The sequence below is a fragment of the Vibrio gigantis genome, from assembly GCF_024347515.1.
GTDB classification, from domain to species: domain Bacteria; phylum Pseudomonadota; class Gammaproteobacteria; order Enterobacterales; family Vibrionaceae; genus Vibrio; species Vibrio gigantis.
Window position 1 is genome coordinate 1,222,119 of record NZ_AP025493.1, and the last position, 26,884, is coordinate 1,249,002.

Here is a 26,884-nt window from a genome sequence, read left to right on the forward strand (position 1 = left end):
AAAGGCCAACCGGATAAACTCTGGTTGGCCTTTTGATTGTTTGTATTCTTAACTTAAGTTCTACTAACTTGATTAGCTAAACTCAACCAAGTTATCAAAGCTCTCAAACACTTGTGGACATTTCATTACTCGACCATGGCCTTGGCCTTGAGTGGCAATCAAGGTAACGCGATCCATTTCATTCGCAGCACGCTGAGACACATCAAACTTAGTAAACTTATCTTGCTCGTCATGCACAATGATGGTCTGAGACTGACGAAGCGCTAGCTTGCCATAAGGATCAACAGACTGAATTGGGTAGTTAAACTGCTCTTCTACTTCTCCGACTACCGCCTCGAATAGTTTCATTGAGTAACCTGAACGCGCAACACTGCCAAATAGGTTTTCGAGATAATCCAGCACTGGAGCAATCAGCAACAGCGGTTTGTTTTCCAATTTAACGTGCTTACATTCCAACGCAGAAGCCGTACCCATACTGTGACCGACCAAACCTGCTACCTCCCCCACCGAATCAAGAATGGCTTCAAGACCGTTCACAAACGCAGGAATATGACCATGTACACCATCGCTGCCACCATGAGCAGGATGATCGTAAGCCATCGCGGTAAAGCCTTTAGCGGCAATATACTCCATCAAAGGGAAGAACTGACTCGCGGTACCCGACCAACCGTGAGTTAGCACCCAAACGGGGCCAGTCCCCAGAGAATACGTTTTTAAAACGCCATCACGACCTTTGATTTCACTCTTAATAAGCCCTTGAGGATCAGCATTTTTCTGCTCAGTTCGCATCGGAGTGAGTAGCAATTTACGCGCGGTTTTCTTCGCATGGCTCGGTGCTATGATGTAATGCAGATTGGTGGTTGCACCAATCAGACTACGCTTGAAGCTGAATTTATTCGATGTATTAAAATAGATTTTATCACTCATGACCGTTCCTTATGTCGCCGTATTCACGGACGGATCGAGCTCGGCCACTAAAAACGAACGACCGTGCTATTTGTTGGTATAAAAAATGGCGATAATGCTGTTTATGCACGCTTGCCGCCACTTCTCTTAAATTTTTAGGCCTCACATAAGCAAAGCTCATATGCTTTTTTAACTTTAAGTTTACGAGCTAAGTAGTTCGCGAACTAACTGGTTTCGAACTAAATGGCTTACTCGTTAAACCGCTTTCCAGCTGGCGATTAAGCGCTCTACGCCACTCCAAAAATGGGTATGGCTCGCTTGTTGGCCTCGTAATGAATAGAACAAGTTCGCGCTCAAGTAGAGCCCATACAATTCAAAAGTCGCCTGCTTAGGATCTAAATCGGATCTAAACTGTTTGCTCTCAACCGCTTTGGCTACTTGAATCGTCAAGTAATCAATCCAAACCGAAATGGTTTTCTGCAGCGCCTTCTGAATCACTGACGTTTCACTGCCAGCGTCTTTCCATGCATCTATAAACATGCAACTGCCTTGGAATGAGTGGTTCCACCCTAACCAGTTATCGAGCAGCTGTTTTAATTTCGCTTCAATGTCAGCATCACCAAGCTCTCTTGCTGGAATGATGACTCGATCGGTAAAGATAGCATTGGAGTACTCAAGTACAGAGAGTTGTAGATTCTCTTTAGAGTTGAAGTGCGCAAACAAGCCACTCTTAGACATGCCACACTGCTTGGCTAACTCGCCAATGGTCAAACTCTCAAGTCCATTCTCACTCGCAAGCGCGAATGCATGGCTCAAAATATACTCTTTAGTTATCTTTCCCTTACTCATTATTCACCAACAATAAATCTGATACGTTATTTTTAGCACGTTCGTTCTTTTTTTAAAAGATTTTTACTTATCTATTGGGATTCAATTTCTCTTCTCAAAGAATTGTGGAAAAATGCGACAGTATTCAAAGGAATTGAAATCGACTAACAAAGGGAAAAGAATGAACACACTTTGGGAACAGTTTGCGTTTTCAGCGTCAGTAACAGGCCCCATCTGTTTAATGCTGTTTCTTGGCGTGATGCTCAAGCGAATCGGCTTGATCAATGACAACTTCATTGATGTCGCTTCTAAGATTGTTTTTCAGATCACCTTACCTGCGATGTTGTTTTTGAGCATCGTCCAATCTGACCATAACTTCTCTGCAAGCAGCACGTTAGTCCTGTTTGCTCTGGTTGCTAATTTCGGCTTTTTCCTAATTGCCACTCTCTCAACCAAGCTATTATTTAAAGAGTCAAAGGATCAAGGCGTCATCATCCAAGGTGGATTTCGGGCTAATACGGGTATAATAGGTTTAGCGTATGTCGCCAATATCTACGGCAACCAAGGCGTGGCGCTTGCGGCTATCTATGTTGCATCAATTACTGTGCTCTACAATATACAAGCCGTGATTGCCTTAACCCCTAAGGGCAAAGACACGGGCGATAAAGCCATTCAAGCGATAGCAAAGTCGATAACCAAGAACCCTCTGATTATCGCCATTTTTCTCGGCGTTTTCTGTTACGCATTGTCTATTCCCATCCCCAAAATGATCACTGATGCAGGGCAATACTTAGCAAAAATGACCTTGCCCTTGGCCTTACTGTGTACCGGTGGTTCGTTGGATATCAGCTCTCTCAAACAAGAGAAACTCGCGACTTGGTTTGCCTCAAGTTACAGACTCATTGTTTCGCCGTTACTTATCACATTTGCAGCATTGCTCTTAGGCTTTAACGGGCTCGATCTTGGACTTATCTTCCTAATGAGTGCAGCACCAACCGCTGCCGCGAGCTATGTAATGGCACGTGCAATGGGCGGAAATGCAACGCTTGCTGCCAATATTATCGCACTCACAACTATGGGTTCGCTTATCACTTGTACACTCGGTATTTTTGTACTTACTGCAATGGATTTGATATAGCTGCGACAGGCTTCAAAAAACCGACACAAGCCTTGAAACAAAGGTCGTAAGCCTTGATTTAGGACTAACGGGTTAGACGTAAAGGCTGCTAGATTTCGTAAAAATTTTACTAAGAGATCTGATATGTCTTCCGTTCAACATACGCCTTCACAACACATCGCCAGTATCGAGTTTGGCCGAGTGATTGCTATTTTGGCGATCATTGGTTTACACGGCCAAATGGCACTCACTTATTGGCAAATAGATGAAGTGCCTTGGATCGGTTATGTGCTCAACCAAACCGCTCGTTTTGCGGTACCTTTGTTCTTCCTAATCTCCGGTTACCTTATTCAGCCCAAGTTGACTGCATCCCCGTGGCAGACCGTCATCAATTACTCGAAACCGCTGCTCAAGGTTTGGGTGGTATGGAGCATCATTTGCCTAGTCATGCCATTCAATCTCGCGAAGGTTGAAGAGTTAGGTTACTTAGGCGAACGCCAAGGTTACTGGGGCTTTTTAATGAGCACACCCCTCAACTCTTTCTTAGAGGGGGGATTGGTGCATTTATGGTTTATTCCTGCTCTGGTTTGTGCCGTTTTAATTATCGCTTTGATGGTCGAAATGAAACTCGACAAGCTGCTATTGCCAGCGGCTATTCTACTCTACGTCTATGGTGTTTTAGCGGGCAGTTACGCGAGCTTAACCGATCTAAGCGCTCCATTTTTCACGCGCAATGGTCCGTTCTTTAGCACGTTAATGGTGACCTTAGGCTTCCTTATTCGTCAGCATCAGTGGAAAGTGTCCTCAACTAAAGCGTTGGGGTTATTGGCGTTAGGCATGCTCATTCACTTTGCTGAGGCGGTATGGCTAACTACGTTCGACGTCGGATTCAACATGCATGATTTCTTGTTTGGTACGGCACTATGGGGAATGGGCGTGTTTATGTGGCTTTTAGCTAATCCAAACATCGGCAATTACGCATGGGTTCGTGCCATCTCAAATCGCATGCTGGGTATCTACGTTAGTCATCTATTAATCATCATCTTGCTGTTCAATGTCTGTGGTGTATTGGGCATTACGGAACTGACAAAAGACGTTACGGTATTTTTTGGCACCGTATTGTTGAGCTTCGGGTTGGTTGTTGGGATCGAGAAAACGCCATTACGACACGTGCTACTTCGTTAATGTTTTTTCCTAAAACTATTGGTTAGCTCAGTATTGAAGAGCAACAAAAAATAAGGGCAAGATAACGGATTATCTTGCCCTTATTTCATCATGTCAGCAACGAGACTGTATCATTTGTTGAAGTGTTATAGGAACGCCATCGCGCCTTTACCTACCCCTTCATACGCCACAATTTGTAGTGATTGGTTTTCTGTCAAACTTGGGGCAACTTGATCCGCAATATAGCCTGCCAGTAATTCAACCGTGGTATCGGTTGGTAAGATTTCCGTTTCACTCTTAGCAATCGCTAGCTCAAATTCACCTTGTGGCGCTGTGTAGCGGAAACCATAGTGACTTTCATCATTAACGCTTTGTGCGTGTTCACTCAGGTTCAGTGAAGAGACCGAAACTTGGTCTTCTTTAGAACCTAAATAGATATCTTCCCAGCGCTGAGCAAACGCCTGCTCGCGTTGTTCATCACGTTGACCATCAACCAAAATTTCGACAGGAGAACGGTGACCATGTGCGATACGCTGGCAGTTACCGTCATGCTTTTTCAAGCCATGGGTATAGTGGTAAAACGCACCATTAATGTTTTCATGGCGAAGGGTGATCTCTAACCCTGTGACATTACTTGGAAGGTTGTTGCGAAGAATATCGTAAACATGAGCGGTCACACTCTCGATAGTGATCGCTTCAGCATCAATCAGGCAATATGCTTCGTCAGGGCAATGTAGGTGAAGACTCTTGTCACCACGCAACACATCCACCATAGAGTAACCGGCTTTGCTCGCCTGATGCACGATTGCTGCGCTTTTCATTGGCAGCAGTAAGCGGTGGTCAACATGTTGATCAACCAGCTGTTTGATCTGCTTTTTGACCTTACTAAAATCCAGCACCATGCTCATTTCATTAAGTTCACCAGACATGGTGACATCTAAAATCCAACTATCTCCTACGACCCCTCTGTGCTCACAGATGTATGAAGAATCGATAACGGTAAGGTCTCTTACAAATAGGTTCAAGTTGAACTCCTTAATACTTTAATGAGATACGGGAGGCTGAATAATGTTCAGCAGGCACTTCGTCTCATTGGTGTCTAGATAAAATAGGACGGGCAGGATGTTACAACGAGCTTATAAAGTCCACCTTTTTACACCCTGTTCAGATAAAAGAACAAACTACATACAATTTCCGCTAAAACATAGACCAGCCTGATGCGAATAGCCATAAACCGAGTGGGGGAGTGCCTGGCGCTTCACGACACATTTTGCTTTAGCCAAAGGCGCGGCGACACACCCGCAACATGTTGAAAGGCACGTGAGAATCCTGAGTAGCTATTGTAACCCACTTCATCGGCAACCCAATTGATGGGCTTATTTTGCAATAACAGCGATTGAGCCACTGATACTCGCCACTTTTGCACATAATCTCCCGGCGTTTCACCCACTTCTCGTTTAAATGCTTCAATAAACTGAGTACGAGACATCGCGGCCAATGACGCCATTTCGGCAATCGAGTAATGACGAGCGGGTAATCGATGAATGGCCGTCACCACAGAAGCCAATCGAGGGTGTGCAAGAGCCGAGAAAACACCGCTATCAATTTTCTGTTGCTCAATAAGATGACGAAAAATCAAAGCCATCAAAGCGTCACTCAACTTGTCCATTAAGTACTGCTGCCCCGACGAGTCTTGGCTCGACTCGTTAGATAACACTTCGATCACTGGCATTAAGTTAGGTGCGTCCGCAAACGGAATCACTATCACATCAGGAAGCGCAGACAATAATGGGTTCATCTGCCCTGAGCGATACTCTACGTTCGCACATACGACCTCCGCACCGTCTCCCACACCTTCAATCGCATGTGGTGTGCTATTCGGCAGATAAACAATACAAGGTTGCGACAGTTGCCTGTGTTCTGTGTGAGCACTAGACAAGCTCAACTCCCCCGCACTCAGTACATGAAGGTGCCCCTCTTTACCTTGTTGCGCGTTAAATGACGACACCCCACACAAGTTCCCTGAATAGAAAACGCCTGTACGTATCGAGAAGTGTTCCATTAATTGTGAAAGCAGATCCATGCATCCTCCGAACGATTCGCTTACTTTTTAGTTCTTTTGTCCCTCTATAGACCGGAGCAGTCGGCTAATTTATTTCATACAAGTTAACTAATACTGACAAGGAACTTGATATGTCACATTTGAAATCGACCAGTCAAAAAATCACTCTAATGACCGCGTTATTAGGTGCCAGCTTTTCCATCATGGCAGCCGACCTCGATATGAGCGTCGACAGCAATGACCTCGCGATTAAAGGTTATGACCCTGTCGCTTACTTTGCCAATGAAGGACCCGTTAAAGGCACACCTGAGTTCACTGCGACCTATAAGAATGCGATCTATAACTTTGCGAGTAGTGAAAACAGAGATGAATTTCGAGCCAATCCAGAAGCCTATGCACCTCAATATGGTGGATACTGTGCCTTTGGAGTGGCAATGGGTAAGAAATTTGAAACCGACCCTCTCGCTTGGAAGGTGGAAGATGGGAAGCTGTATTTGAACCTAGATAAATCGGTTCAGAAACGCTGGCTAGAGAATACACAAGAGTTCATCCAAGACGCTAACAGTAACTGGACAACCATCAAAACCGTAGAAGCCTACAAGCTCTAAGTTTTAGCCTTCAACGTTTATCCATTGCCCACAAACAAAACGGAAGCAACCAATGCTTCCGTTTTCATTTGAACTGACTAAATACAGACAATCTTCTACCATCATCAGCATTATATTCAGCGCCACTACCGCGCTCAGATCAAAGCAAAACAGGTCATCAATTAACGCGAACCCAACCTATTTTTACTCTATACTCATGGAAGATAAGCTTTTCATTTCATGGAAGAATAATGATATTACCTAGGATTTTGGCACTCGGACTCTGTCTATTTTCAACGCTCTCTTATGCGACTCCGTGGCAGTTCGTTAAAAGTGGAGATGGCATCACCATTCATAAGCGTAATCATGGGAATGGTCTTGTTGAAGTTCGAGCCCAAATGCAGGTCGAAACGAGCTACTCAGGTTTTCTATTATTATTGGAAGACAGCGATAACGTGCCGAATTGGATCGACAATGTGTCGCACAGTGAAGTATTAATGCAAATCTCTAGCAATGAGAATATCGTCTACACACAGTTCAAAGCTCCTTGGCCTGCTCGCGACCGAGATATGGTGACATATTCGAAATATGAAGTAGAAGACGGTCAATTCACCTTAACCATTAAAGATGCATCTAATTACTTGGCTAAAGAGTCGGGGTATATTCGAATCAACGAGGTCGATGCGCTTTGGGTTTTACAGCCTCTAACTAATGGCCTGACCCACATCACCTATACGGCATATGCGAACGCGGGCGGTATCTTGCCTGACTGGTTAATGAATCGCTTATCAGCCAACAACGCGTTCAGTACCTTCAAAAAGCTTAAAGACCAGCTTCCAACGTACCAAGAGCAACAGCACCCTAACCTACCAAATGAGTCTCGCTAACGGGAAAAGTTGAATAAGTAGGAAATAAGATAAAAGACTAAGGTCTTCTCGCGAGGTCACGAGCTAGGATAAGCGCCAAACCAAACACCTGAAGAAACAGGGCTATGTTCTTATAAAAATCCATTTTCTCATCAATCTTTTGGATTAACTCAACCAAGGTCAGGTTATCTAAATAGTAGTCATCGATTCGAGTTCGTTGCGCTTCTTGAGCACTGTTTATCAACATCATCAGTTTCGGTAAGTTAGCCAAAGAAATATTTGGCACTTCGCTATTTACCCAACGCCTAAGCTGCCCGCGCAATGCTTCATCGAGAACCCCTGCTGGCTGCACTGTTTCCGGTTTATCAAGGTGAATCAGAATCGCTTCACGCTTGCGCTCTAGGGTTTCGATCGTATTCCAAGCGAGTTGTATTGAGTAAACATTGCCGTATTTTCGATCGTTGTATTCCGCTTTCTCAGCTTCAATTTCATCGAGCACTAAGCTCGACATGACAATCGCCATGATATTGAGTATCAAGCCTGCGAGGACAATTGCCCAAGCAGGAGGAAGGCGCAACGCCATAATGCTCCCTAGAACATTTTATCAAAAGGTAGATAAGCTAAGTTTAGGACAATCAAAGAGATCATGCAGATAAGCGTTATAACCATACCTGCTTTTCGACCTTTGAAATTCTTTGCCAAAATGCCTTTTGCATGAATAACTCGCCCTAGAATAAACGCCACACCAAGTACATGAATCAGCCACACACCGGCACCATTCATTTCTAACAATCCCATCAAAATCACCGTAATTGGGATGTAATCCATTGCGTTACTTTGCGCCGAACGTGCTACCTGTAACGACTCAACACCACCGTCAGCATGAGCAACAAGATTGATTCGCCTTTGCTTAATCACCTCAATCGCTAACCAAATCATTACAACCGTCAGCAAGGCTGCATAAAGTGCTGTAACCATCATATTTCCCTATTAATTTGTGTTTACTCAGTGTTCTTTTTATCTGTTCGACCATAACCGCCAAGATAAAATAATAATCGCGCCCGAGCGCTTGTAAGAGATCTCTCACACCGAACGTAAGAGATCACAATCAAGCTTCGCAGAAAACTCCTAAAATACAAACCCAAGCCCTTGTTTTGTATGAGTCCGCACAGTTTTCTTTAGCTGGACCCTTAGATTAATTTCTTGAAGTCAATTGTCGGCATAACCCAGAAAGTGTTTAATGTACGTGTCGACAGGGAGTTGGCAGGAACAGGAAAAACCCTAACGGATTAGGTATCTTCAGGATGAAGATTTGATGGCTTAGGATGAGTTATCAGCAAGGAAGTTTTGCTCTAGGATAGAGTCACTCATCAGGATGATGAGTTAGCAAGGACACCGCTAGGAAGGCGATGAATTGGATAGGTTAAAGGATTTAGCTACGTCAAGGAATGATGCAGGGAGCACCAGTTGCCTATTGAAAGATAAGTAACGCGCAGTAGCAGGATGGCTACGAAAAGAATAGACCCCGTTTGGTGAAAGCCAAACGGGGTTTCCTTTTTCTAAAGCCTAAAAAGTTTCAGAAGTCAGGCTATAGAATAATGTTCATCAGGAACATCGCACCAAAGGCATTCAATACCGAGATGGCGATCATCACCGGGATGTAACGACCTTCAGTTCCGATTGGCCCCATGATACGGCCCATGTATTGCACCTGAGAGCCCATCAAGTAGATAGCCGGCGCCAAGATTGCAATATGGTTGCCGTTTAGGATACCTTGGTCAAACAGCGTGATTACCACGCCCACTGCGCCACCCATCGACATCCACGCGCCAATCAATACCGCTGCCGCTTCACCAGGTAAACCAAATACCGCCATGATTGGAGCAAACACACTGCCCATCAAATCCAGCGCACCTGTGATCTGCAATGCCTTGATGATCACAAACGCCATTAGAACATTTGGTACCGTAGAGGTAGTTGCAATAACCCAGCCTTTCTTAGCACCTTCAACGAATATATCAGTAACCATTGGTTTCTTTGCTTTAACTTCGCTCATTATGCTACTTCCTCTTCCAGTTTTTGTTCTTTGTCTGATTTTGGTTTGTCTTCTTTGCCTTCAGTTATATTGAGGTAAATACGGAACAGGTTCGCACCGACAAACTTAAAGATGAACATCACAGCTACCGCAAGACCAATTGACGATGTCACCGCTAAAGAGCCATCCATCGCAGTTAGAGTGAACAACACCGCGCCAGACGAGAAAAAGTTAACGATCGCTGCACCAGCCGTAAACTGAAACATAGTGAATACATCGGTTTCACGCTTAGTCAGGTGCCCTTCATCTTTTAACTGACGTGTCATCGCTGCGCCAGCATCGGTACTTTGCAAGGAAGCGATCAGTGCCAAGCCTGAGTTACCCGGAATACCCATCAGAGGGCGAAGTAGAGGTGTCAGCAGTTTACGAGCCGCATCAAGTGCACCGTAGTGCTCAAGCACGTTGATCATGCCCAATGCAAACATCACGGTCGGAATAAGTGTCAAAGCAAAAATGAAACCGTCACGCGCACCACTACCGCCTTTACCACGCAAAGAGGTGGTTGCCGCTTGGATACCATCAGCGGATTCACTTACATCGTAAGCAACTTTACCGAATGAGCCATTGAGTGTTGTAAAGTCGAACACTCCATACCATTCATTGGACTGCATTAAGCCAGAAAAGAACACAATCGCGAATGCGAGTGCGATATAGCTGCCGATCGTGACTTTACGATCGGTTTTGGTTGGATTAGTCATAAGGACCTCTATACATCTCGTTTATGTGGAACAGAACACGTATAGATAGTGCAAACTAATGAGCGAAAGGTTAATGACCAAAATCAAATAGCGTATCGGTTTGAATAAAAGAAACACAGCAACATATAAAACTGTGATTTGGGTTTAAAAGTGGGACCATACGCTAAATAAATTAGAATATTTCACATACAAAACTAAACAAATATTGCTTCAACAGCGCAACCAAAAACGCACACAATCGCCACACAAGTCTGGCTTCTAGTGAGAGGTTTTTACCTAATACGATCTCTGATAATGCTGTAAGAGATCTCTTACATTGTTTTTTTGTCCAATTTTAATTCAATTATAATACAGAGACTTATAAGGTGATCTTCCTTCCAAAATACAATCGTTTGCCCGTAGTTGATTGAGTTTTGAGCCAAGCCCAAACAGTGAGCCATTTTATAAAGCATTTGAGCTTAATTTGAAATTTCAGTTCTTAGAGGTGCTATAGACTTCGCGCAGCCAATATAGAAGGAGAACGGTGATTACGATGGAAATGAGAACACTCAAATATCAGGTAATGGGCAAGGGCATGTGGATCACTGCAACGGTATCTCGCGCAGTAGCGGACAAACTGGCGCTGGAATACCAATCCTACGGCTGGCCTGTTGAAGTATGTGCTGCAGAGCAAACACTGACGTTTGATCTCAATGCAGCATAATATTGGCAATTTCGAATAAGCTCTATCGGCCGTGAATCCGGTAGGGCTTTTTCTTTAGACTTTGAGTTCTCAAGACAGTAATTTTGAGCATGTAAGACCGTATTTCGTTCACATCACAGTCTATTGCTTTCACTATAATCTATTGAATTATTAAGATATCTATCACACTCCACATGGTTATTTAGGTCTACGCTTTTACGCGTGTTAATAACTTATTAACTTTGGAGCGTAATTCATGTTAGGTATCCAGCTTCCTGCTGTTCTCTTTTTATTCTTCTTTTCTTCAGTAGCAGGCGCGGCTACCTCTCAATTAGGGGAGCCTCTCAAGCTAACTAACTCATTTGTCGGCTACCTATCACTGACCATTTTCGTTATCGCCTACATTGTAGTGATGATGGAAGAGTACCTAAAGCTCCGAAAATCCAAGCCTGTGCTACTTGCGGCTGGACTGATTTGGATAATCATTGGTTTTACCTACCAAGAACACAACCTCGTTGAAGTCGCTAAACAAGCGCTCGAACACAACTTACTTGAATACGCCGAGCTATTACTTTTCCTGCTCGTCGCTATGACTTACATCAGCGCAATGGAAGAGAGAAGACTGTTTGATGCGTTGCAAGCTTGGATGGTCGGCAAAGGCTTTAACTTCCGATCTCTGTTCTGGCTAACCGGTATTCTGGCCTTCTTTATCTCACCTATCGCAGACAACCTCACGACAGCTCTATTGATGTGTGCCGTGGTTCTGAAAGTCGCAGGATCCAACCCTAAATTCGTTAACTTAGCCTGTGTAAATATCGTAATAGCCGCTAACGCTGGCGGCGCATTCAGCCCATTCGGCGACATCACAACACTGATGGTGTGGCAAGCTGGTTATGTGAGCTTCAGTGAGTTCATTCCCTTATTTATTCCTTCAGTGATGAATTACCTCGTCCCTGCACTGATCATGTCTTACTTTGTTCCAACAACCCAACCCGATACGGTGCATCAACACGTTGAATTAAAACGTGGTGCAAGACGCATCGTGTTCTTGTTCATCATGACGATAGCCACTGCGGTTGCTTTCCATGCCGTACTCCACTTCCCTCCGGTCATGGGGATGATGATGGGGCTGGCGTATCTACAGTTCTTTGGGTATTTCTTGCGTAAGACCTTACCTAATTCACTGGCCAAGAAAAAAGCGGTGGCGATTGCCAATAATGATGAGGGGGCATTAAAGAGACTCGGTTCTGTTGTGCCATTTGATGTCTTTCGAAGAGTATCGCATGCCGAATGGGACACGCTGTTGTTCTTCTACGGTGTGGTGATGTGTGTCGGTGGTTTGAGTCTGCTTGGATACTTGGAACTTGCCTCTGGCGTGATGTATAGCCAATGGGATCCTATTTGGGCCAATATCATGGTGGGGATCTTATCTGCGATTGTCGACAACATTCCGGTGATGTTTGCCGTGTTATCCATGGAGCCGCAAATGTCGATGGGCAACTGGCTACTGATCACCTTAACTGCAGGCGTTGGCGGCAGCTTGTTATCTATTGGTAGTGCAGCAGGTGTCGCATTAATGGGAGCGGCGCATGGTAAATACACCTTTTTTGGCCACTTGAAATGGATGCCAGTAATCATGATTGGATATGCCGTCAGTATCGCCGCCCACTTATGGTTAAATGGTGGGCTTTTCTAATTCGATGCTCCTTTCAAAGGTTGTTCAACGCGTGTCCAGACATTGCTTAACTGCATTGCTGGACACCGATTGCAGGTTAGCACCTCGCCTTCGTGTTGTATTCGCATCACCAGTCCAGAATCTGATCGGCTATTCGCTGAATTCAACTTAATGTTGAGCAAATCACCTTCGACACTATAGGTTCGAGTCACGGAATTATCCGTTGTTTGATAGGTCACTTGCCCAGATTCAAAAACTAGAAAACTGTCATTATCTGCGTTCTCATACATACCTTTGAACAGAACAAGCTGTGGTACTTCGAAGGGACGACTGGTATCGGTTAAACAACCGGCTAGCAATAGCGCGCTACTGCAGCCAATTATCAAAGAGTGATGACTATTCATTTGGGCATCCTTGCCTAGAGAACATGATTAAAGAATATGCAACCAAACAAGTATTTTCCAGCAAGCCCAAATTTTATTGCAAAGTCACAGTTTGAGAGCCCTTAAGGTTCGCTCTTGAGTTCTACAAACTCTTCAACCTTATCCCAAAGAACAACGCAACACTTCAAGTCGCTGGCTAAACCGCTTTCTAGTCTTGTTCTCTCCCCTCTATCACCAATAAGCGCTGTTTACGCTCCACGCCACCCGCATAACCCGTCAGCTTGCCATTTTTACCAATCACACGGTGGCACGGCACAATCACTGAAACCGGATTTTTACCATTCGCCAAACCCACAGCACGAACAGCTTTCGGATTACCTATTGCATCAGCCAGTTGTGCATAGCTCCAAGTCTCTCCATAAGGAATGGTCGTCAGCGCCTGCCAAACCGACTGCTGAAATGGCGTACCCTTGGCTGCGATAGGCACAGAAAATTGGATAGTTTCACCTGAGAAATAGCGATTAAGCTGCTCGATTGCCACTAGAAAGATCGGAAAGCTATCATCTTGAACACCCAACTGTTCCGGCTTAGTGGTGTGTGTTTCAAACCATAGGCCTAGCAACCCTTGATCGTTCGCCTGTAAAGTCACGGTTCCCAACGGGCTCTCATAATAAGTAAATCGGTTAGCCATAATATCTCCTAGCTTGGTATTGCAGATGTTTGTGGATTGCTGATGTTCGTGGATAGCTATTTCTATTAAGACTGATTCCAACAGTGGAACGTCGCGTAACTACCCCAAGGCGAAACACTCTCTATATTGATGGTGGGACGATGCTCAATAAACTTCTTCACCACTAAATCGCCAACCAACAGATGGTTAGGCTCACTTAAACCACGAAGCAGTGCATATTGAATCGTCCAAGGCCCAATACCTTTTAGCGCAATCCATTTAGAAGGATGCTCCGCTTCATTGTCGACCATGTATTCAGCAAAACGCTTTAAGGTCTCTTTGCGGCTTCCCGGCATTCTCAAGAAGCTCAAATCAGCCTCCGCTATCTGTTGCGGCATGGGAAAGCTAACCTCCTCATGTGCTTCAGAAAGCTCTTTGACCAATAAATTGAGCTGACCAATTGCAGCGGTTACCGAGACTTGCTGCCCCAAAATCGCTCTCACTCCGGCTTCCCAAGCACTCCACACGCCAGGAATACGGATACCACTCTTAGCCACCAAGTTAGGATCGATCGTCGCAAAGAAAGCCTCGACCTTTACAATATCGACATCAAGATCGAACATACGTCGTATATTCGTAATCAAGCTTCTTAATTGGCTTATATCATCCAACTCAAACTCAATATCTAAGCGGTTCTCTTTGGCTAAAGTCGCCTTGAACCACCCCTTCGCCCCGTTCACATTCACCGTGCGCTTATAACAATCTTCGCCAACCTCTTCTAAGCCTTCAATCATTCTTCGTCGATAAAAACCCAACAAGTGCTTCCAGTCTAAAGGCCCATTAAAACCAAGCTGAATATGATTACTCAGTGTGTCACTTGGTTTCGTTCGTCGAATTTGGCTCGGCGAAAGCTGCAACTCTTTTTGGAAAGCATCGTTAAAGCGACGTGTGCTATTAAAGCCACTCGCAAAGCCGACATCAGTAATGCTCATACTGCTGGTATGTAGCAACTGTTTGGCGAACATCAATTGGCTATAAAGGCTGTACTGCTTGGGTGACACACCGATGTAATTGTTGAATAAGGTCCGTAAGTAACGATCGGAAATACCTAACCGCGTTGCAAGGTCAACGATAGATCCTGAATTCAGCGCGCCGTTATCAATCAACTGCATCGCACGTAAAAAAGTGGTTTCAACGCCCTTCCATGCCGGAGAGAAAGGCGCACTGTCTGGTCGGCAACGCAAACAAGGACGATAACCCGCTTTCAATGCTTGAGCTTGATGAGAAAAATATTCGACGTTTTCTTCTTTGGGCGGGCTTGCTGGGCAAATCGGACGACAAAAAATCCCTGTCGTTTTCACCGCTGTAAAAAACATACCATCAAAGCGAGCATCTCGCGCATATCGAGCCAAATGGCACTGCTCACTCGTTAAGGTACTGTTGTGATGAATATTTTCCGACATTCTGTGCTCTTCCCATTTGCCATAGCTTTTGCTCCGATAACTAAAAGTTTACCGTGAACCAGCATCGTCGCTAGCCACTTTCGGAAGTGAAGGTTAGATAAATCACAAAAAAGGTTTTAATTTTATTCAATTCGACTAAATTTAACCTAGAGAGGGCATTCTTCTCACAACGTCAACGATCGGTACTTAGCACGCCAAGATGCAAAGACCTATCGAATATAAAAAGGAAATGGCTATGGTTCTTCACACGTGTCGTATTGTTTTATCAAACCAACAGGTTCTCACCAGTCGATCAGTCGAGCAGTCTCTGAGCTTTCTTGAAGACAAAGCGGACAACGGGATTTCTATGATTGAGATTGATGCAACGGATGGCTATCAAATCCATTCGTACATGTCACACTCTCTCGAGGAGTCTATTGAGAATCTAATGAACCTATAAGGCTTTTAAGAAAGAGAGCTTTTTTAAAGAAGCTTCACATACCAGGCTTAAACGGTTTTCCGACTTAGAGCTTTCTCTAACTTGGGCAGTATGAATATCTCTGGTTTAAAACAAAAATGGCTCCCAACTATATAACTAGTTAGGAGCCATTTTTTATTGGATCTAATCAACAAAGCAATTGCTTACAGCGAATGTCGTTACTCTGGAGCTTGTTCAGCGGCTTGTTGCAATGTGTAAGCAGTCGATGGGTCAATCTCATTAACCAATTTCTCAACCTGCATAATCGCATCCACCGAGGTACTGCTTTTACGGTAGCTTAGGTAAATTGGACGATACCAGTCTTCAACCCCTTTCACCTTATGCAGCTGACCTGAATCGATAAAAGGTTCGACTAGAGACACAGGAAGATACGCACTACCGCCTTTCTCTAAAATGAAATCGAGGGCGATACGGGCTGTAGAGGTACGAAGATAAGGTGCTGGCACTTTTGGATGACGTTCTGCGTGCTCAGAACCAAAACGCGTTCCCCAATCCACATAAACGTACTTATGCTGAAACACGGATTCTAAATCATCAGGTTGTGTTGATACCAAGACCAACACAAGATCAGCGACTTTTTTACAGTTCAGTTCTTCTGCTTTGATCTGATCGAACGCGAAAGCCATATCTAAGGTTCGTTCTAACAAATTACGGTTCAGTTGCTCGCGCCCCATCACCTCTGCCATAAAGCCATAACCGCCAAAAGAGTCAGTTACCACACTTAAACAGTTTTGCAGATACGCATCCCAAATATTCGGCGTACCGCCCAGAGTTAACTGCAAGGCCTTCCCGCTCTCTAACGACAGTTCAAATTTCGCTTGTTGTAAGGTGGAAACCATCACTTCAGCATAACCAATCAAACGCTCACCGGAAGACGTGAGCTTGATGTTATTGCGGTCACGAATGAAAAGTTGAGTATCAAAATAGCCTTCAAGCTGTTTGATTCGCGCACTCACCGCCGCTTGCGTTAAATACAAGTTTTCAGCTGCACGCCCAAAATGGCGCACCCTTGCAACCTCAAGAAAGGTTCTAAATACTTTCACATCCATCAAATACATCTCTGTAATAAATCTGCTAACTAGCCGATCTAGGATTGTTTATCGTAAAGGCAAAAACGTTTTGTTTCCTATTTTAGCCTTTTAACAATATTTTCGCGTGAGCAATAAACACTAATTTCTATCTAACCACATTACTGAGGCTGATATGTCTGAGACCGAATTCCGTCACGGAAAAAAACGTTTTTATGACACCATTAAATTCCCACGAGGGTTCGCTAAGTCGGGTGATTTTACTCTTTCAGAAGAGGAAATCCTAACCTTGTTTGGTGACACTATGCTTGCACTTGAGACTGGTGAGCTAGCACCAATCAATGCAGAAGAAAAACACTTCATTAAAGTGTTGTCTCACCCTCATAAGGCAAAGTCCAAGTTAGAGCGTGTTTGGTTGAAGTACATTCAACTGGCTCGTGGACGCCGTCGCTTTCATACCCTAAACGGCTGCAAACGCGGCGAAGTGCCTAGGGAAGAATACGAAAGTGAGTTAGTGTTAGAAGATTAGTAAAACCGCTCAAAGTGATACCTCATCACTTTGGGCTTTTTTTTGCCTTCAAACACACATCTTCATTGTAATTGATAAGTTTAGCCAAACTGTCCACTTTTACCAATATTTATATAAAATTCATAGCGATAGCGTGAATAAAATACGGCTCTTACTCAATATCCTAGGGATTCATCCCAATGAGATTCATCGTTCTTTATCCCGCTCCCGTCTTTCATCACGATAGCACCTCATTGCCATCATTATTTTCTAGCCTCAACTATACTTTCAAAGCTTGTTAATACGCCGAAGTATGTCAAAACCTCAATACCTATTAATACGTAGAAACACCATCCCTTTCAGGCGCTGAATTGGATCAATATTGCTCTATATGACAAACGTATTAATCTTGTTTAACGTTACTAAATATCCATACAATAATTGTGCAATTTTGAGAGTTCCAGTCACACATATGACGAAAAAAGCAAAAACTTGACCTAAAACAATAGCGGAACTGGATAACTTATTTTATAATGCGAATTAATGTTTCAGAACACAATAAAATTTTATTTCTAGGGGCAAAATCAATGAGACTTATTCCATTAAGCAACAAAGCAAAAGTAGGTAAATGGGCTGCTCGTCATATCGCAGATTCGATCAACAAATTCGCTCCAACTGCTGAGCGTCCATTTGTACTAGGTCTTCCTACTGGTAGCACACCTCTAACTACTTACGCTGAGCTAATTGAACTTTACAAAGCTGGCGAAGTTAGCTTCAAGCACGTTGTAACATTCAACATGGATGAGTACGTTGGTATCGACCCTAACCACCCAGAGTCTTACCGCACTTTCATGCACGAGAACTTCTTCAACCACGTTGATATCCAAGCAGAAAACATCAACCTGCTAGACGGTCAAGCTGAAGACATCGATGCTCACTGTGCAGCATACGAAGAGAAAATCCGTTCATACGGCAAAATCAACCTGTTCATGGGCGGCGTAGGCATCGACGGTCACATCGCATTCAACGAACCTGGTTCTTCTCTATCTTCACGCACTCGTATCAAAACGTTAACTGAAGACACTCGTATCGCGAACTCTCGTTTCTTCGATGGCGACATCAACCAAGTTCCTAAATACGCACTAACTATCGGTGTTGCTACTCTTCTAGATTCGGAAGAAGTAATGATCCTTTCTCTAGGCCACAACAAAGCTCAAGCGCTTCAAATGGCTATCGAAGGTTCTGTAAACCACATGTGGACTGTTACAGCTCTACAGATGCACCGTAAAGCGATCATCGTTGCTGATGAGCCTGCTCAACAAGAGCTAAAAGTTAAGACTCTACGTTACTTCCAAGAGCTAGAAGCTGAGAACATCCAAGACCTATAATCTCAGGTTTTGTTGAAACAAAAAGCCACATAATGTGGCTTTTTTTGTACCTGAAATTCGCGGTCAAGGTACAAAACTACCCAGCGATTAAAACAAAAGGTGCAGATAGTAATCGACACAATAATCGTCAATTCGTGTCATGCTTAGCTTGGAAGAGATAGGAGAGCTGGAGTGAATACAAAAAAGCGATTTCTCAAGCTAGAGAAACCGCCATCAATTTAAGTTTTGGAATAAAACAAACGAGCAAATGCTAGATAAGTATGTGAAGGCTCGACACAGTGAACGAAAAGTAGAAAGCTAAGAACTCAGCGCGTTATCTCGGCACAAGGTAGTGATAATGTCAGTGATCGCTAAAACGATCGTCGACTTCACTTTTTGATTATGTCGCCCCAAGAACATTTCAAGCATTGGACCAGACATGGTCTCCACCATCTCCGCATCATATTCGATTGGCATAATACGCTGGATCGCGTGTACCTTATTAAGCTCAAATATAATGTCGACTTCGGTGAAACTGGTGTCTTCGCCCTGTATTTTCGCCCACTCTTTCAAGGTAACGAAAACCTCTAAATCGTCATAAAGCTCTTTACTGATAACACCAAGCCCTAATAGTAGCTTAGCGCGAATCATAATCTCGCCTAGCGGGCCACCGCTGTTAAGAAGAGGTTCTACAACAAACTTAATTGCAGTATCGTCTTTCTTGAAGATATTCTTTAATACGGCATCGACCGTGTCATCCAATGCATCGTAAGCAGCCATTAGGCAGGCGCCAGCACTCTCAGCTTCTGATAGGGCTTCAAGTAATTCAGTTTCATGGCTAGTTTGTATTGGCATAACGGCTCGGCAATAAGAAAGTGCCACCGGGGTGGCACTTTGATGATTTATCATTTCAATGCTAGATAAGCTTGTTCCGCTAGTTTAACAACTTCTGAATCGATATTCAGCTCAGAATAATGCGCTAATGTCTCAGCAAAACCTTTTTCTGCGAACATTGCCTGAAGTTCAACCGCTTGTGGGTCATCTTCATTCTTGTAATGGAACGCAGCTGCGATCGCTTTTACTAGGTGCGCATTAGGAAGACCGTATTCTAGCGTACCGTTCAATGGCTTGACTAGACGATCTTGTGGGCTCAGCTTACGGATAGGCTGACGGCCAACACGATCCACTTCATCACGTAGGTACGGGTTCGCAAAACGACCAAGAATTTTCTGGATGTATGCCGCGTGTGCTTCAGGATCGAAGCCGTAACGCTTGATCAAAACTGCACCGCTCTCTTCCATCGTTGCTGTTACTTCAGCGCGGATTTTGTCGTCTTCGATAGAGTCTTTGATTGTCTCGTGACCTGCAAGCACACCAAGGTATGCCGTTACCAAGTGACCTGTGTTTAGCGTGAACAATTTACGCTCAACGAAAGCCATTAGGTTATCCGTACATTCCATACCTGGGATGTTTGGAATCTCACCTTTAAATTGTGTTTGGTCTACGATCCACTCGCTGAACGTTTCAACCGTTACTGCTAGTGGGTCTGTTTCGCCAGCTTCTGCCGGTGGAACAATACGGTCAACCGCTGAATCAACAAAACCAATGTGCTGTTCAGTGAAGGCTTTCATTTCATCAGAAAGGTGCTCTAGAACCGCTGCTTTTAATTGGCTAGTACCGCGAACCATGTTCTCTGCCGCGATGATGTTCATTGGCGCAGTGTTGTTTGCTGCTGCACGCTTTTCAATGCCTTGAGCGATAGACTTAGAGATGATTTTAAGAACAGTAGGACCTACTGCTGTTGTCACAATGTCAGACTCAGCAATGCAATCTACCACTGCGCTTGTTGCCGAGTTTACTGCTGTCACGTTCTTAACAACTTCAACAACACACTCTTCGCCAACAATCTTAACTGGGTATTCTTGGCGTTCAATTAACGCATTTACAACCGTTTCATTTACGTCAGCAAACGTAACCTTCATACCAGCGTCAGAAAGAAGCTTACCAATGAAACCACGACCGATATTACCTGCACCAAAATGTAACGCTTTCATAATTTTGACCTTATAAATATTTGAATCTAGATAGCTAACTGCTCAACAACATGCCTTGACGATGTGCCCTAGGCATTAAGCAGTAAGCTATTCAGACTGAATCTTCTTAGAGAGATTAAGACCGAAAATGAGGCCAGTAGGGGGATACTGGCCTCCTTCACTCAGGAGCTTGACTAGAGCTTTTTAGTTTCCGTTGAGAATACGTAGAACATCAGCAGGGTTTGTTGTGTTCTGTAGGCATTCCACAGCTTCTTCATCATCAAGTGAATTGGTAATAGCCATCAGCACCATGTTGTGCTCATCGCCTTGTGCGGCAATACCGATAACCATCTTAGCGATATCATCTTCGTCTTCGCCCCACTGAATACCTTCAGGGTACTGACAGAAAACGATGCCGGTTTTTTGTACGTATTGTTTCGCTTCGATTGTGCCGTGTGGTACTGCGATAGACTCACCTAGGTAGGTAGACACAAGCTCTTCACGAGCAAACATGCCAGATACGTATTCAGGTGATACATTGCCAAGTTTTACCAGTTGGTCGCCAGCGAACTTGATTGCGTCTTCTTTTTGAGTCGCTTTTAGGCCAAGGAAGATGCTGTCGTCAGTCAGTGCAAGCTTGTTGCCTTCTTGTGCTGGAGCCGCTGCAGGAGCCGGAGCTTCTACTTTCGCTTCACCACTTTGAGCGTCTGTAAGCTCAGCAACTAGCTGGTCGTATACACCACCGTCTAGGAAGTTGTTCAGAGACATATGCATTGCACCTGGAACGGTTTTGCGTGCACGGTCTGTTAAGTCTTTATGCGTAATAACGATTTGCGAATCAGCAGGTAGGTTGTTGATTGCGTAGTTGGTTACCACGATATCTAGGCCAGCTGTTTCTACTTTCTTACGTAGCAGACCTGCACCCATCGCACTTGAACCCATACCCGCATCACACGCTACGTAGACTGCTTTTACATCCGCTAGGTTTACGTTTGCTTCTGCAGCTGCACCTTTAGAAGACGCTTTCATGTCTTTCATTTGAGCAGAGGCTTTTTCTAGTGAATCTTCGTCGTCACCTTGAGCTGAAGTCTTAAGTAGGATTGAAGCTACGATGAAAGACACAGCCGTTGCAGCGATAACCGAAAGAACCACACCGATGTAAGAGCCTTTAGGTGTCATCAACAATACTGCGAAGATAGAACCTGGAGATGCTGGAGAGATAAGGCCAGAATCGAACACTACGTTAGTGAATACACCCGCCATACCACCTGCGATTACAGCAAGGATTAGACGTGGGTTCATTAGAACGTAAGGGAAGTAAATTTCGTGGATACCACCTAGGAAGTGGATGATAGAAGCACCAGCAGCAGATTGCTTCGCGCTACCTTTACCAAACACCATGTAAGCAAGTAGAAGACCAAAACCAGGACCTGGGTTCGCTTCGATTAGGAAGAAGATTGAACGACCAATTTCTTCAGATTGCTGGATACCTAGTGGAGAGAAGATACCGTGGTTGATTGCGTTGTTTAGGAATAGGATTTTCGCAGGTTCAACAAAGATAGATGCAAGAGGTAGTGCACCTGCTTCAACCATCACGTTAACGCCAGCCGCTAAGCCAGAAGACAGGACTTTAACTGCAGGACCAATCACGATGAACGCGATGATTGCGCAGATCATACCGATGATACCAGCAGAGAAGTTGTTCACTAGCATTTCGAAACCACTCTTCACTTTACCGTGAACAGCTTCATCGAATTTCTTAATTGCGATACCACCTAGTGGACCTACAATCATTGCACCCATGAACATTGGGATATCAGTACCAACGATAACACCCATTGTTGTGATAGCGCCGACTACCGCACCGCGGTCACCACCAACCATTTTACCACCGGTGTAACCGATCAATAGTGGTAGAAGGTATGTAATCATAGGACCAACCATTGATGCTAACGTTTCGTTAGGCCACCAACCTGTTGGGATGAATAGTGCAGTAATGAAACCCCACGCAATGAATGCGCCGATGTTTGGCATTACCATATTAGATAAGAAACGACCAAAGTTTTGAACCTTGATCTTTGCTTCTGGTGATAACATAGGTAGAACCCCGTAGTGTATTGGTTGGTCAAATGACCGAAAGTGTGTGCTCAAAAGTTGATTAAAATGTATCACAACATTTCCAAAATGCACCCCAGCCCAACTTTCGTGATAAACATCACACACAAAAAACACTTTGGGGTTAACAGTAACGCTTTAGATCACAAAAATGTCATGAATTTAAATTACAAAGCAAAATTAGTGAGAATAACTCTCATTAACACGCGATCAAGATCACATTTTCATTCGTGACCATAAAAAATAAATAGTGATCAAAATCACACTTAATAAAAGATACACCCTAGAAACTATAAAACACGTATGAAAGAACGCCATTCTAAGTGTGTTTTCTATGCGCTTAGATGAATTAAACTCATCATTTTGTAATTTAATTACAAAAAGAAAACTAAAGCCTATCTTTCAATATTCTGATTCTCCTAGCGCCCAAACCTCAAAATACATGAACAATGAAGGAGCGAAATTGCGTAAAATAGATGTGTTATTCTAGTAACTCCTATCCCAACGTTATCCAGTAGCCCAATAACGACTTAAGAGAAGACTATGTCAGACAAGATCTCCACATCGGCTCTCGCTAAACAGAGAGATATAGACGCTAAAACTCTATTCAGTGACCTAAAAACGGCAGGCTATATCGTACGTTCACAGGATCGATGGGTACTGACCGAACGAGGGGAAAGCTTTGGTGGGGAATATGTCGAACACAAAAAGTTTGGTGTCTTCATTGTATGGCCAGAGAAGCTGCTTATCGACTTGGACACCTTCTCAGGGCAAACACTAACCGCAACTCAGCTCGGCAATTCCTTTCAACTCAGCGCAAAGAAAATCAACTTACTGCTCAATGAGCTTGGTTGGATCACAAGAGAAGAAGACGGTTGGCACGTCACCTCGACAGGTTTGAAGGCCGGTGGTGAACAGAGAGAAGATAAAGCCACACAAAATCTATTCGTGGTGTGGCACGATTCATTAGTCCGCAATAAACGTTTGAAGCAATCAGTTATTGAGTTCTTAGGGCACGATGCAGAAAGCCACTCAACGGATGTGTCATTTTCTAGCTTCCGCCAAAAGTTCGAGGCCAAGCACCGAAGCTTAGATGGACATTATGTGCGTTCAAAAGGAGAGCTGATCATCGATAACTGGCTTTATATGGCTGGAGTGGTTCATGCGTACGAACGTCCGCTGCCAATATCAAAAGAAGTCATCAGTGATTTTTATCTACCAAGCGGCAAAGTGTACATCCTGTTTTGGGGAACCGATTCTGCGCCAATCGCCGATGAAAAACGTGAAACCACGAGAAAAATCTATGAAGAGCATGGTTTTGGCTTAATCGAAATCACACCGGAAGATATCCCAAATCTAGACAGCGTCCTTCCGCCATTATTGCGCCAATACGGCATCAAGGCGTACTAAACGACTGAATCTAGACATTTCATACCCATTAAGATCACACTTATCGAATCATTATGGATATTATTTACCATAGTGATTTGATGTGTTCGCTATTTTTCCCACGTCATTCTTCTATTATCTTACACCCATCGACTTGAGCTACCGCAGATACTCGATTTATTGGGGCATGTTCGATGACCGTTTGAGCGCTTGCTTAGAGATCCGTTGTTTAAGAGACCAATGGTATTAGAGACTAAGCCCAAACACGTTATCCGTTTATTGTTGACGTTACCGAACATAACACCCGACAACATTTATTATTGATAGATATTAGGATTCAACATGACTCATCCAATCATTACTGATCTAAACACTCGTTACACAGCTAAAAAATACGATGCAGAAAAACGCATCTCTGCGGAAGACATGGAAGTAATCAAAGAAGCACTTCGTTTGTCAGCTTCTTCTATCAACTCTCAGCCTTGGAAATTCATCATCATTGAGAGCGACGAAGCAAAACAGCGTTTCCACAACACTTTCGAGAACATGTTCCAGTTTAACCAACCACATGCGAAAGAAGCGTCACACACAATCCTGTTTGCTCATGATCCTAAGTACACTAAAGAGAAATTCGCGAAGCGTGCCGATACAGAAGTAAGCTCAGGTCACCTGCCAGCTGAAATGTACGAGCAATTCCTAGGTGCTTACGCATTCGCAGAAATGAACACAGACGAAGCAGGTTTCAACGGTAACTGGACTAAGTCTCAAGTGTACATTGCACTGGGTAACACGCTGCACACGCTTGCTCGCCTTGGTATCGCTTCAACTCCTATGGAAGGCGTAGACGCGGCTATGATCAGCGAAGAATTTGCTGACGAACTAGAAGGTCACGTTGTTGATGTTGCACTCGCTATCGGCTACCACAAAGACGGCGAAGACTACAACCACGGTAAACCAAAAGCGCGTCTAGCGCTTGATGAAGTCGTGACTACGCTTTAAAAACTAACAAACAAATCGCACTGCTTTATTTGGCCAGACTCTTGTCTGGCCTTTTTTATGCGCGTCTTTTGGCTATTAATCAGCATTGAAAACCGACCAAGTCAAATAGACACTTTAGATTCATTTTGATCACAAAACCAATAGTGTCATAAAGACACAAAGGCAAGCTCAAGAATCAAACAAACCTTTCAAAAACAACAATTTAAAAACATGGCACGACTAGTGCAATGATGGCCTTAGATATTTCAATAAGGTATTATCATTATGACTATTCACGTTAAATCAAATGTTCACTGGGTCGGCGTCCATGATTGGGAAACCGAACACTTCCACGGTAAGGAATACCACATGAACAAAGGTACTAGCTATAACTCGTACCTGATCCGTGAAGAGAAGACTGTACTTGTCGATACTGTCGATCATCGCTTTACTGAGCAATTTCTTGCAAACCTTGAGATGGAAATCGACATCAACGACATCGACTACATCATTTGTCAGCATGCCGAAGAAGACCACTCCGGCGCTCTTGCCGCACTACTCGCTAAAATCCCTAATACGCCAGTCTACTGCACAGAAGCGGGGGTGAACTCGATTGTCGGCCATCATCACCAGCCAGACTGGAACTTCAGAACCGTAAAAACCGGCGACACACTGGATATCGGTAACGGCAAGCAACTTATCTTTGTTGAGATGAAAATGCTGCACTGGCCAGATTCAATGGCAACTTACCTAACAGGCGACGAGATTCTGTTTAGCAACGATGCCTTTGGCCAACACTACTGTGACGAGAACCTGTTCAACGACCAATTAGATCAAGTTGAATTGCACGAGCAATGCCTACGTTATTTCTCAAATATCCTGACGCCGTTTGCACCGCTGGTAAAAGCCAAGATCGAAGAAGTCTTGAGTTTAGGTGTACCAATCGATGTGATTGCCACTTCTCATGGTTGTATTTGGCGCGACAACGCGACTCAGATCGTTGAGCAATACTACGAATGGTCAAAAGCCTACAAAGAAGACCGCATCACGATTGTCTACGACACCATGTCAAACAACACTCGTATGATGGCCGATGCGATAGCTAAGGGGATCCGTAAAGGCAGCCCAGAAACGGCAATCAAAGTGTTCAATATTTCTAAGCACGATAAAAATGACATCCTTGCCAATGTCTTCCGCTCAAAAGGCGTGCTCGTTGGTTCATCGACCATGAACAATGTGATGATGCCGCAGATCGCAGCCTTACTTGAAGAGATACACGGATTACGCTTTGCAGGTAAAAGAGCAGCAGCCTTCGGGTCTTCAGGTTGGACTGGTGGTGCTGTAAAACGCATTGATGCTCGCCTACGTGAAGCGAACTTCGAGGTTAGTGCACCACAACACATCCACTGGAAACCAGACACAGATGCCCTTCGTCAATGCATTGATTACGGCATGACACTGGCCGAGGTTTGGCGTGTAGAAGCAGACGAAGTAAGCGCACCGAAACAAGTATCACGCAATGTAACACTGCTTGAAACCACACCTGTACCTGCAGAAAACAGTGCCGTACTCCAAGACACGACAGAGCAGGAAACAGAAGTAGCTCAAGATAACTCAGTACACACGGCAGACTGCACGTGCTGGCGTTGTACAGTGTGTGAATGGGTATACGACCCACAACTAGGTGAACCGTACCAAGGTGTTGAACCAGGAACACCATGGGCACAAGTACCTGACGACTTCCTTTGCCCTGAGTGTCATTTAGGCAAAGAAGTATTTGTGGAGAAGTAAC

Annotated in this window: 27 protein-coding genes; 12 read left to right on the forward strand and 15 right to left on the reverse strand. The window is 44.2% G+C overall.

Going from position 1 to position 26,884, the window contains the following annotated elements; translation table 11 throughout:
- Positions 1–72 precede the first annotated feature (72 nt).
- Both OCV56_RS21525 and OCV56_RS21530 read right to left on the reverse strand, forming a co-directional pair.
- The gene (locus OCV56_RS21525) at positions 73–927 is read right to left on the reverse strand and encodes an alpha/beta hydrolase (RefSeq protein ID WP_086714568.1); all 855 of its coding nucleotides are present in this window, start codon (positions 925–927) and stop codon (positions 73–75) included.
- Between the two features lie 234 nt (positions 928–1,161).
- Positions 1,162–1,755, reverse strand: a complete 594-nt coding sequence (locus OCV56_RS21530; RefSeq protein ID WP_086714569.1) for a TetR/AcrR family transcriptional regulator — start codon at positions 1,753–1,755, stop codon at positions 1,162–1,164.
- Positions 1,756–1,915: 160 nt separating this feature from the next.
- On the opposite strand from OCV56_RS21530, the gene OCV56_RS21535 reads away from it, so the two are divergent.
- Together OCV56_RS21535 and OCV56_RS21540 are read left to right on the forward strand one after the other, a co-directional pair.
- Positions 1,916–2,872, forward strand: a complete 957-nt coding sequence (locus OCV56_RS21535) for an AEC family transporter (protein ID WP_086714570.1) — start codon at positions 1,916–1,918, stop codon at positions 2,870–2,872.
- 123 nt (positions 2,873–2,995) lie between these two features.
- Positions 2,996–4,036, forward strand: a complete 1,041-nt coding sequence (locus OCV56_RS21540; protein ID WP_086714571.1) for an acyltransferase — start codon at positions 2,996–2,998, stop codon at positions 4,034–4,036.
- 125 nt (positions 4,037–4,161) lie between these two features.
- Here the strand turns inward: OCV56_RS21540 and OCV56_RS21545 are convergent, their stop codons facing one another.
- Both OCV56_RS21545 and OCV56_RS21550 read right to left on the reverse strand, forming a co-directional pair.
- Positions 4,162–5,040 carry a 6-pyruvoyl trahydropterin synthase family protein gene (locus OCV56_RS21545; protein WP_086714572.1) on the reverse strand — a complete coding sequence of 293 codons (879 nt, stop codon included), beginning with the start codon at positions 5,038–5,040 and terminating at the stop codon, positions 4,162–4,164.
- Between the two features lie 233 nt (positions 5,041–5,273).
- Entirely contained in the window at positions 5,274–6,098 is an 825-nt protein-coding gene (locus OCV56_RS21550; protein ID WP_086714573.1) for an AraC family transcriptional regulator, read from the reverse strand.
- Positions 6,099–6,208: 110 nt separating this feature from the next.
- Between OCV56_RS21550 and OCV56_RS21555 the strand changes: the two genes are divergently transcribed.
- Entirely contained in the window at positions 6,209–6,685 is a 477-nt protein-coding gene (locus OCV56_RS21555) for a YHS domain-containing (seleno)protein (protein ID WP_086714574.1), read from the forward strand.
- A 230-nt stretch (positions 6,686–6,915) separates the two neighbouring features.
- The gene (locus tag OCV56_RS21560; RefSeq protein WP_086714575.1) at positions 6,916–7,551 is read left to right on the forward strand and encodes an START domain-containing protein; all 636 of its coding nucleotides are present in this window, start codon (positions 6,916–6,918) and stop codon (positions 7,549–7,551) included.
- 37 nt (positions 7,552–7,588) lie between these two features.
- Here OCV56_RS21560 and OCV56_RS21565 read toward each other — a convergent pair whose 3' ends face one another.
- From OCV56_RS21565 to OCV56_RS21580, 4 genes are all read right to left on the reverse strand, one after another.
- Positions 7,589–8,113 (reverse strand): DNA mismatch repair protein, encoded by a 525-nt coding sequence (locus OCV56_RS21565; RefSeq protein WP_086714576.1) that lies wholly within the window; start codon positions 8,111–8,113, stop codon positions 7,589–7,591.
- 8 nt (positions 8,114–8,121) lie between these two features.
- A complete protein-coding gene (locus OCV56_RS21570; protein WP_086714577.1) occupies positions 8,122–8,508 on the reverse strand; it encodes an MAPEG family protein in 387 nt (128 codons plus the stop codon).
- A 610-nt stretch (positions 8,509–9,118) separates the two neighbouring features.
- Positions 9,119–9,586 (reverse strand): YjiG family protein, encoded by a 468-nt coding sequence (locus OCV56_RS21575; RefSeq protein ID WP_004737023.1) that lies wholly within the window; start codon positions 9,584–9,586, stop codon positions 9,119–9,121.
- Entirely contained in the window at positions 9,586–10,323 is a 738-nt protein-coding gene (locus tag OCV56_RS21580; RefSeq protein WP_017632374.1) for a nucleoside recognition domain-containing protein, read from the reverse strand. Before OCV56_RS21580 ends, OCV56_RS21575 begins: the two co-directional genes overlap by 1 nt.
- 532 nt (positions 10,324–10,855) lie before the next feature.
- Between OCV56_RS21580 and OCV56_RS21585 the strand changes: the two genes are divergently transcribed.
- Together OCV56_RS21585 and nhaD are read left to right on the forward strand one after the other, a co-directional pair.
- A complete protein-coding gene (locus OCV56_RS21585; RefSeq protein ID WP_167373185.1) occupies positions 10,856–11,026 on the forward strand; it encodes a hypothetical protein in 171 nt (56 codons plus the stop codon).
- Between the two features lie 235 nt (positions 11,027–11,261).
- Positions 11,262–12,701 carry a sodium:proton antiporter NhaD gene (gene nhaD / locus OCV56_RS21590; protein WP_048663927.1) on the forward strand — a complete coding sequence of 480 codons (1,440 nt, stop codon included), beginning with the start codon at positions 11,262–11,264 and terminating at the stop codon, positions 12,699–12,701.
- Here the strand turns inward: nhaD and OCV56_RS21595 are convergent.
- The 3 genes from OCV56_RS21595 to OCV56_RS21605 form a co-directional block, all read right to left on the reverse strand.
- Positions 12,698–13,084 carry a hypothetical protein gene (locus OCV56_RS21595; RefSeq protein WP_086714579.1) on the reverse strand — a complete coding sequence of 129 codons (387 nt, stop codon included), beginning with the start codon at positions 13,082–13,084 and terminating at the stop codon, positions 12,698–12,700. The two genes, nhaD and OCV56_RS21595, sit on opposite strands and share 4 nt — an antisense overlap.
- Before the next feature lie 187 nt (positions 13,085–13,271).
- Entirely contained in the window at positions 13,272–13,754 is a 483-nt protein-coding gene (locus OCV56_RS21600; protein ID WP_086714580.1) for a methylated-DNA--[protein]-cysteine S-methyltransferase, read from the reverse strand.
- Positions 13,755–13,819: 65 nt separating this feature from the next.
- Complete coding sequence (locus OCV56_RS21605; protein ID WP_086714581.1) at positions 13,820–15,196, reverse strand: AlkA N-terminal domain-containing protein; 1,377 nt, start codon at positions 15,194–15,196, stop codon at positions 13,820–13,822.
- A 235-nt stretch (positions 15,197–15,431) separates the two neighbouring features.
- Here OCV56_RS21605 and OCV56_RS21610 point away from each other — a divergent pair, with 235 nt between their 5' ends.
- Entirely contained in the window at positions 15,432–15,635 is a 204-nt protein-coding gene (locus OCV56_RS21610; RefSeq protein WP_086714582.1) for a hypothetical protein, read from the forward strand.
- Positions 15,636–15,832: 197 nt separating this feature from the next.
- Here the strand turns inward: OCV56_RS21610 and OCV56_RS21615 are convergent, their stop codons facing one another.
- The gene (locus OCV56_RS21615; protein WP_086714583.1) at positions 15,833–16,723 is read right to left on the reverse strand and encodes a LysR family transcriptional regulator; all 891 of its coding nucleotides are present in this window, start codon (positions 16,721–16,723) and stop codon (positions 15,833–15,835) included.
- Positions 16,724–16,877: 154 nt separating this feature from the next.
- Here OCV56_RS21615 and OCV56_RS21620 point away from each other — a divergent pair, with 154 nt between their 5' ends.
- Positions 16,878–17,231 carry a DUF413 domain-containing protein gene (locus OCV56_RS21620; RefSeq protein ID WP_019819999.1) on the forward strand — a complete coding sequence of 118 codons (354 nt, stop codon included), beginning with the start codon at positions 16,878–16,880 and terminating at the stop codon, positions 17,229–17,231.
- A gap of 566 nt (positions 17,232–17,797) precedes the next feature.
- Entirely contained in the window at positions 17,798–18,598 is an 801-nt protein-coding gene (gene nagB, locus OCV56_RS21625) for a glucosamine-6-phosphate deaminase (RefSeq protein WP_008216780.1), read from the forward strand.
- A gap of 297 nt (positions 18,599–18,895) precedes the next feature.
- Here the strand turns inward: nagB and OCV56_RS21630 are convergent, their stop codons facing one another.
- The 3 genes from OCV56_RS21630 to OCV56_RS21640 form a co-directional block, all read right to left on the reverse strand.
- The gene (locus tag OCV56_RS21630) at positions 18,896–19,432 is read right to left on the reverse strand and encodes an MltR family transcriptional regulator (RefSeq protein ID WP_190960443.1); all 537 of its coding nucleotides are present in this window, start codon (positions 19,430–19,432) and stop codon (positions 18,896–18,898) included.
- A 50-nt stretch (positions 19,433–19,482) separates the two neighbouring features.
- Positions 19,483–20,631, reverse strand: a complete 1,149-nt coding sequence (locus tag OCV56_RS21635; RefSeq protein ID WP_086714584.1) for a mannitol-1-phosphate 5-dehydrogenase — start codon at positions 20,629–20,631, stop codon at positions 19,483–19,485.
- Between the two features lie 183 nt (positions 20,632–20,814).
- The gene (locus tag OCV56_RS21640) at positions 20,815–22,707 is read right to left on the reverse strand and encodes a PTS mannitol transporter subunit IICBA (protein ID WP_086714585.1); all 1,893 of its coding nucleotides are present in this window, start codon (positions 22,705–22,707) and stop codon (positions 20,815–20,817) included.
- A gap of 561 nt (positions 22,708–23,268) precedes the next feature.
- Here OCV56_RS21640 and OCV56_RS21645 point away from each other — a divergent pair.
- The 3 genes from OCV56_RS21645 (at position 23,269) to norV (ending at position 26,883) form a co-directional block, all read left to right on the forward strand.
- The gene (locus tag OCV56_RS21645; RefSeq protein ID WP_086714586.1) at positions 23,269–24,135 is read left to right on the forward strand and encodes a glycerol kinase; all 867 of its coding nucleotides are present in this window, start codon (positions 23,269–23,271) and stop codon (positions 24,133–24,135) included.
- 321 nt (positions 24,136–24,456) lie between these two features.
- On the forward strand, positions 24,457–25,113 hold the full coding sequence (locus OCV56_RS21650; protein ID WP_086714587.1) for an NAD(P)H-dependent oxidoreductase: 657 nt from the start codon (positions 24,457–24,459) through the stop codon (positions 25,111–25,113).
- 264 nt (positions 25,114–25,377) lie between these two features.
- Positions 25,378–26,883, forward strand: a complete 1,506-nt coding sequence (norV, locus tag OCV56_RS21655; protein ID WP_086714588.1) for an anaerobic nitric oxide reductase flavorubredoxin — start codon at positions 25,378–25,380, stop codon at positions 26,881–26,883.
- Position 26,884 lies beyond the last annotated feature (1 nt).

Excerpts from the sequence above, each read along its gene's own strand:
- OCV56_RS21525 (WP_086714568.1), bottom strand. The coding sequence starts at position 927 with ATGAGTGATAAAATCTATTTTAATACATCGAATAAATTCAGCTTCAAG.
- OCV56_RS21530 (WP_086714569.1), bottom strand. The coding sequence starts at position 1,755 with ATGAGTAAGGGAAAGATAACTAAAGAGTATATTTTGAGCCATGCATTC.
- OCV56_RS21535 (WP_086714570.1), top strand. The coding sequence starts at position 1,916 with ATGAACACACTTTGGGAACAGTTTGCGTTTTCAGCGTCAGTAACAGGC.
- OCV56_RS21540 (WP_086714571.1), top strand. The coding sequence starts at position 2,996 with ATGTCTTCCGTTCAACATACGCCTTCACAACACATCGCCAGTATCGAG.
- OCV56_RS21550 (WP_086714573.1), bottom strand. The coding sequence starts at position 6,098 with ATGGATCTGCTTTCACAATTAATGGAACACTTCTCGATACGTACAGGC.
- OCV56_RS21555 (WP_086714574.1), top strand. The coding sequence starts at position 6,209 with ATGTCACATTTGAAATCGACCAGTCAAAAAATCACTCTAATGACCGCG.
- OCV56_RS21560 (WP_086714575.1), top strand. The coding sequence starts at position 6,916 with ATGATATTACCTAGGATTTTGGCACTCGGACTCTGTCTATTTTCAACG.
- OCV56_RS21565 (WP_086714576.1), bottom strand. The coding sequence starts at position 8,113 with ATGGCGTTGCGCCTTCCTCCTGCTTGGGCAATTGTCCTCGCAGGCTTG.
- OCV56_RS21570 (WP_086714577.1), bottom strand. The coding sequence starts at position 8,508 with ATGGTTACAGCACTTTATGCAGCCTTGCTGACGGTTGTAATGATTTGG.
- OCV56_RS21575 (WP_004737023.1), bottom strand. The coding sequence starts at position 9,586 with ATGAGCGAAGTTAAAGCAAAGAAACCAATGGTTACTGATATATTCGTT.
- OCV56_RS21580 (WP_017632374.1), bottom strand. The coding sequence starts at position 10,323 with ATGACTAATCCAACCAAAACCGATCGTAAAGTCACGATCGGCAGCTAT.
- OCV56_RS21585 (WP_167373185.1), top strand. The coding sequence starts at position 10,856 with ATGGAAATGAGAACACTCAAATATCAGGTAATGGGCAAGGGCATGTGG.
- nhaD (WP_048663927.1), top strand. The coding sequence starts at position 11,262 with ATGTTAGGTATCCAGCTTCCTGCTGTTCTCTTTTTATTCTTCTTTTCT.
- OCV56_RS21595 (WP_086714579.1), bottom strand. The coding sequence starts at position 13,084 with ATGAATAGTCATCACTCTTTGATAATTGGCTGCAGTAGCGCGCTATTG.
- OCV56_RS21600 (WP_086714580.1), bottom strand. The coding sequence starts at position 13,754 with ATGGCTAACCGATTTACTTATTATGAGAGCCCGTTGGGAACCGTGACT.
- OCV56_RS21605 (WP_086714581.1), bottom strand. The coding sequence starts at position 15,196 with ATGTCGGAAAATATTCATCACAACAGTACCTTAACGAGTGAGCAGTGC.
- OCV56_RS21610 (WP_086714582.1), top strand. The coding sequence starts at position 15,432 with ATGGTTCTTCACACGTGTCGTATTGTTTTATCAAACCAACAGGTTCTC.
- OCV56_RS21615 (WP_086714583.1), bottom strand. The coding sequence starts at position 16,723 with ATGGATGTGAAAGTATTTAGAACCTTTCTTGAGGTTGCAAGGGTGCGC.
- OCV56_RS21620 (WP_019819999.1), top strand. The coding sequence starts at position 16,878 with ATGTCTGAGACCGAATTCCGTCACGGAAAAAAACGTTTTTATGACACC.
- nagB (WP_008216780.1), top strand. The coding sequence starts at position 17,798 with ATGAGACTTATTCCATTAAGCAACAAAGCAAAAGTAGGTAAATGGGCT.
- OCV56_RS21630 (WP_190960443.1), bottom strand. The coding sequence starts at position 19,432 with ATGCCAATACAAACTAGCCATGAAACTGAATTACTTGAAGCCCTATCA.
- OCV56_RS21635 (WP_086714584.1), bottom strand. The coding sequence starts at position 20,631 with ATGAAAGCGTTACATTTTGGTGCAGGTAATATCGGTCGTGGTTTCATT.
- OCV56_RS21640 (WP_086714585.1), bottom strand. The coding sequence starts at position 22,707 with ATGTTATCACCAGAAGCAAAGATCAAGGTTCAAAACTTTGGTCGTTTC.
- OCV56_RS21645 (WP_086714586.1), top strand. The coding sequence starts at position 23,269 with ATGTCAGACAAGATCTCCACATCGGCTCTCGCTAAACAGAGAGATATA.
- OCV56_RS21650 (WP_086714587.1), top strand. The coding sequence starts at position 24,457 with ATGACTCATCCAATCATTACTGATCTAAACACTCGTTACACAGCTAAA.
- norV (WP_086714588.1), top strand. The coding sequence starts at position 25,378 with ATGACTATTCACGTTAAATCAAATGTTCACTGGGTCGGCGTCCATGAT.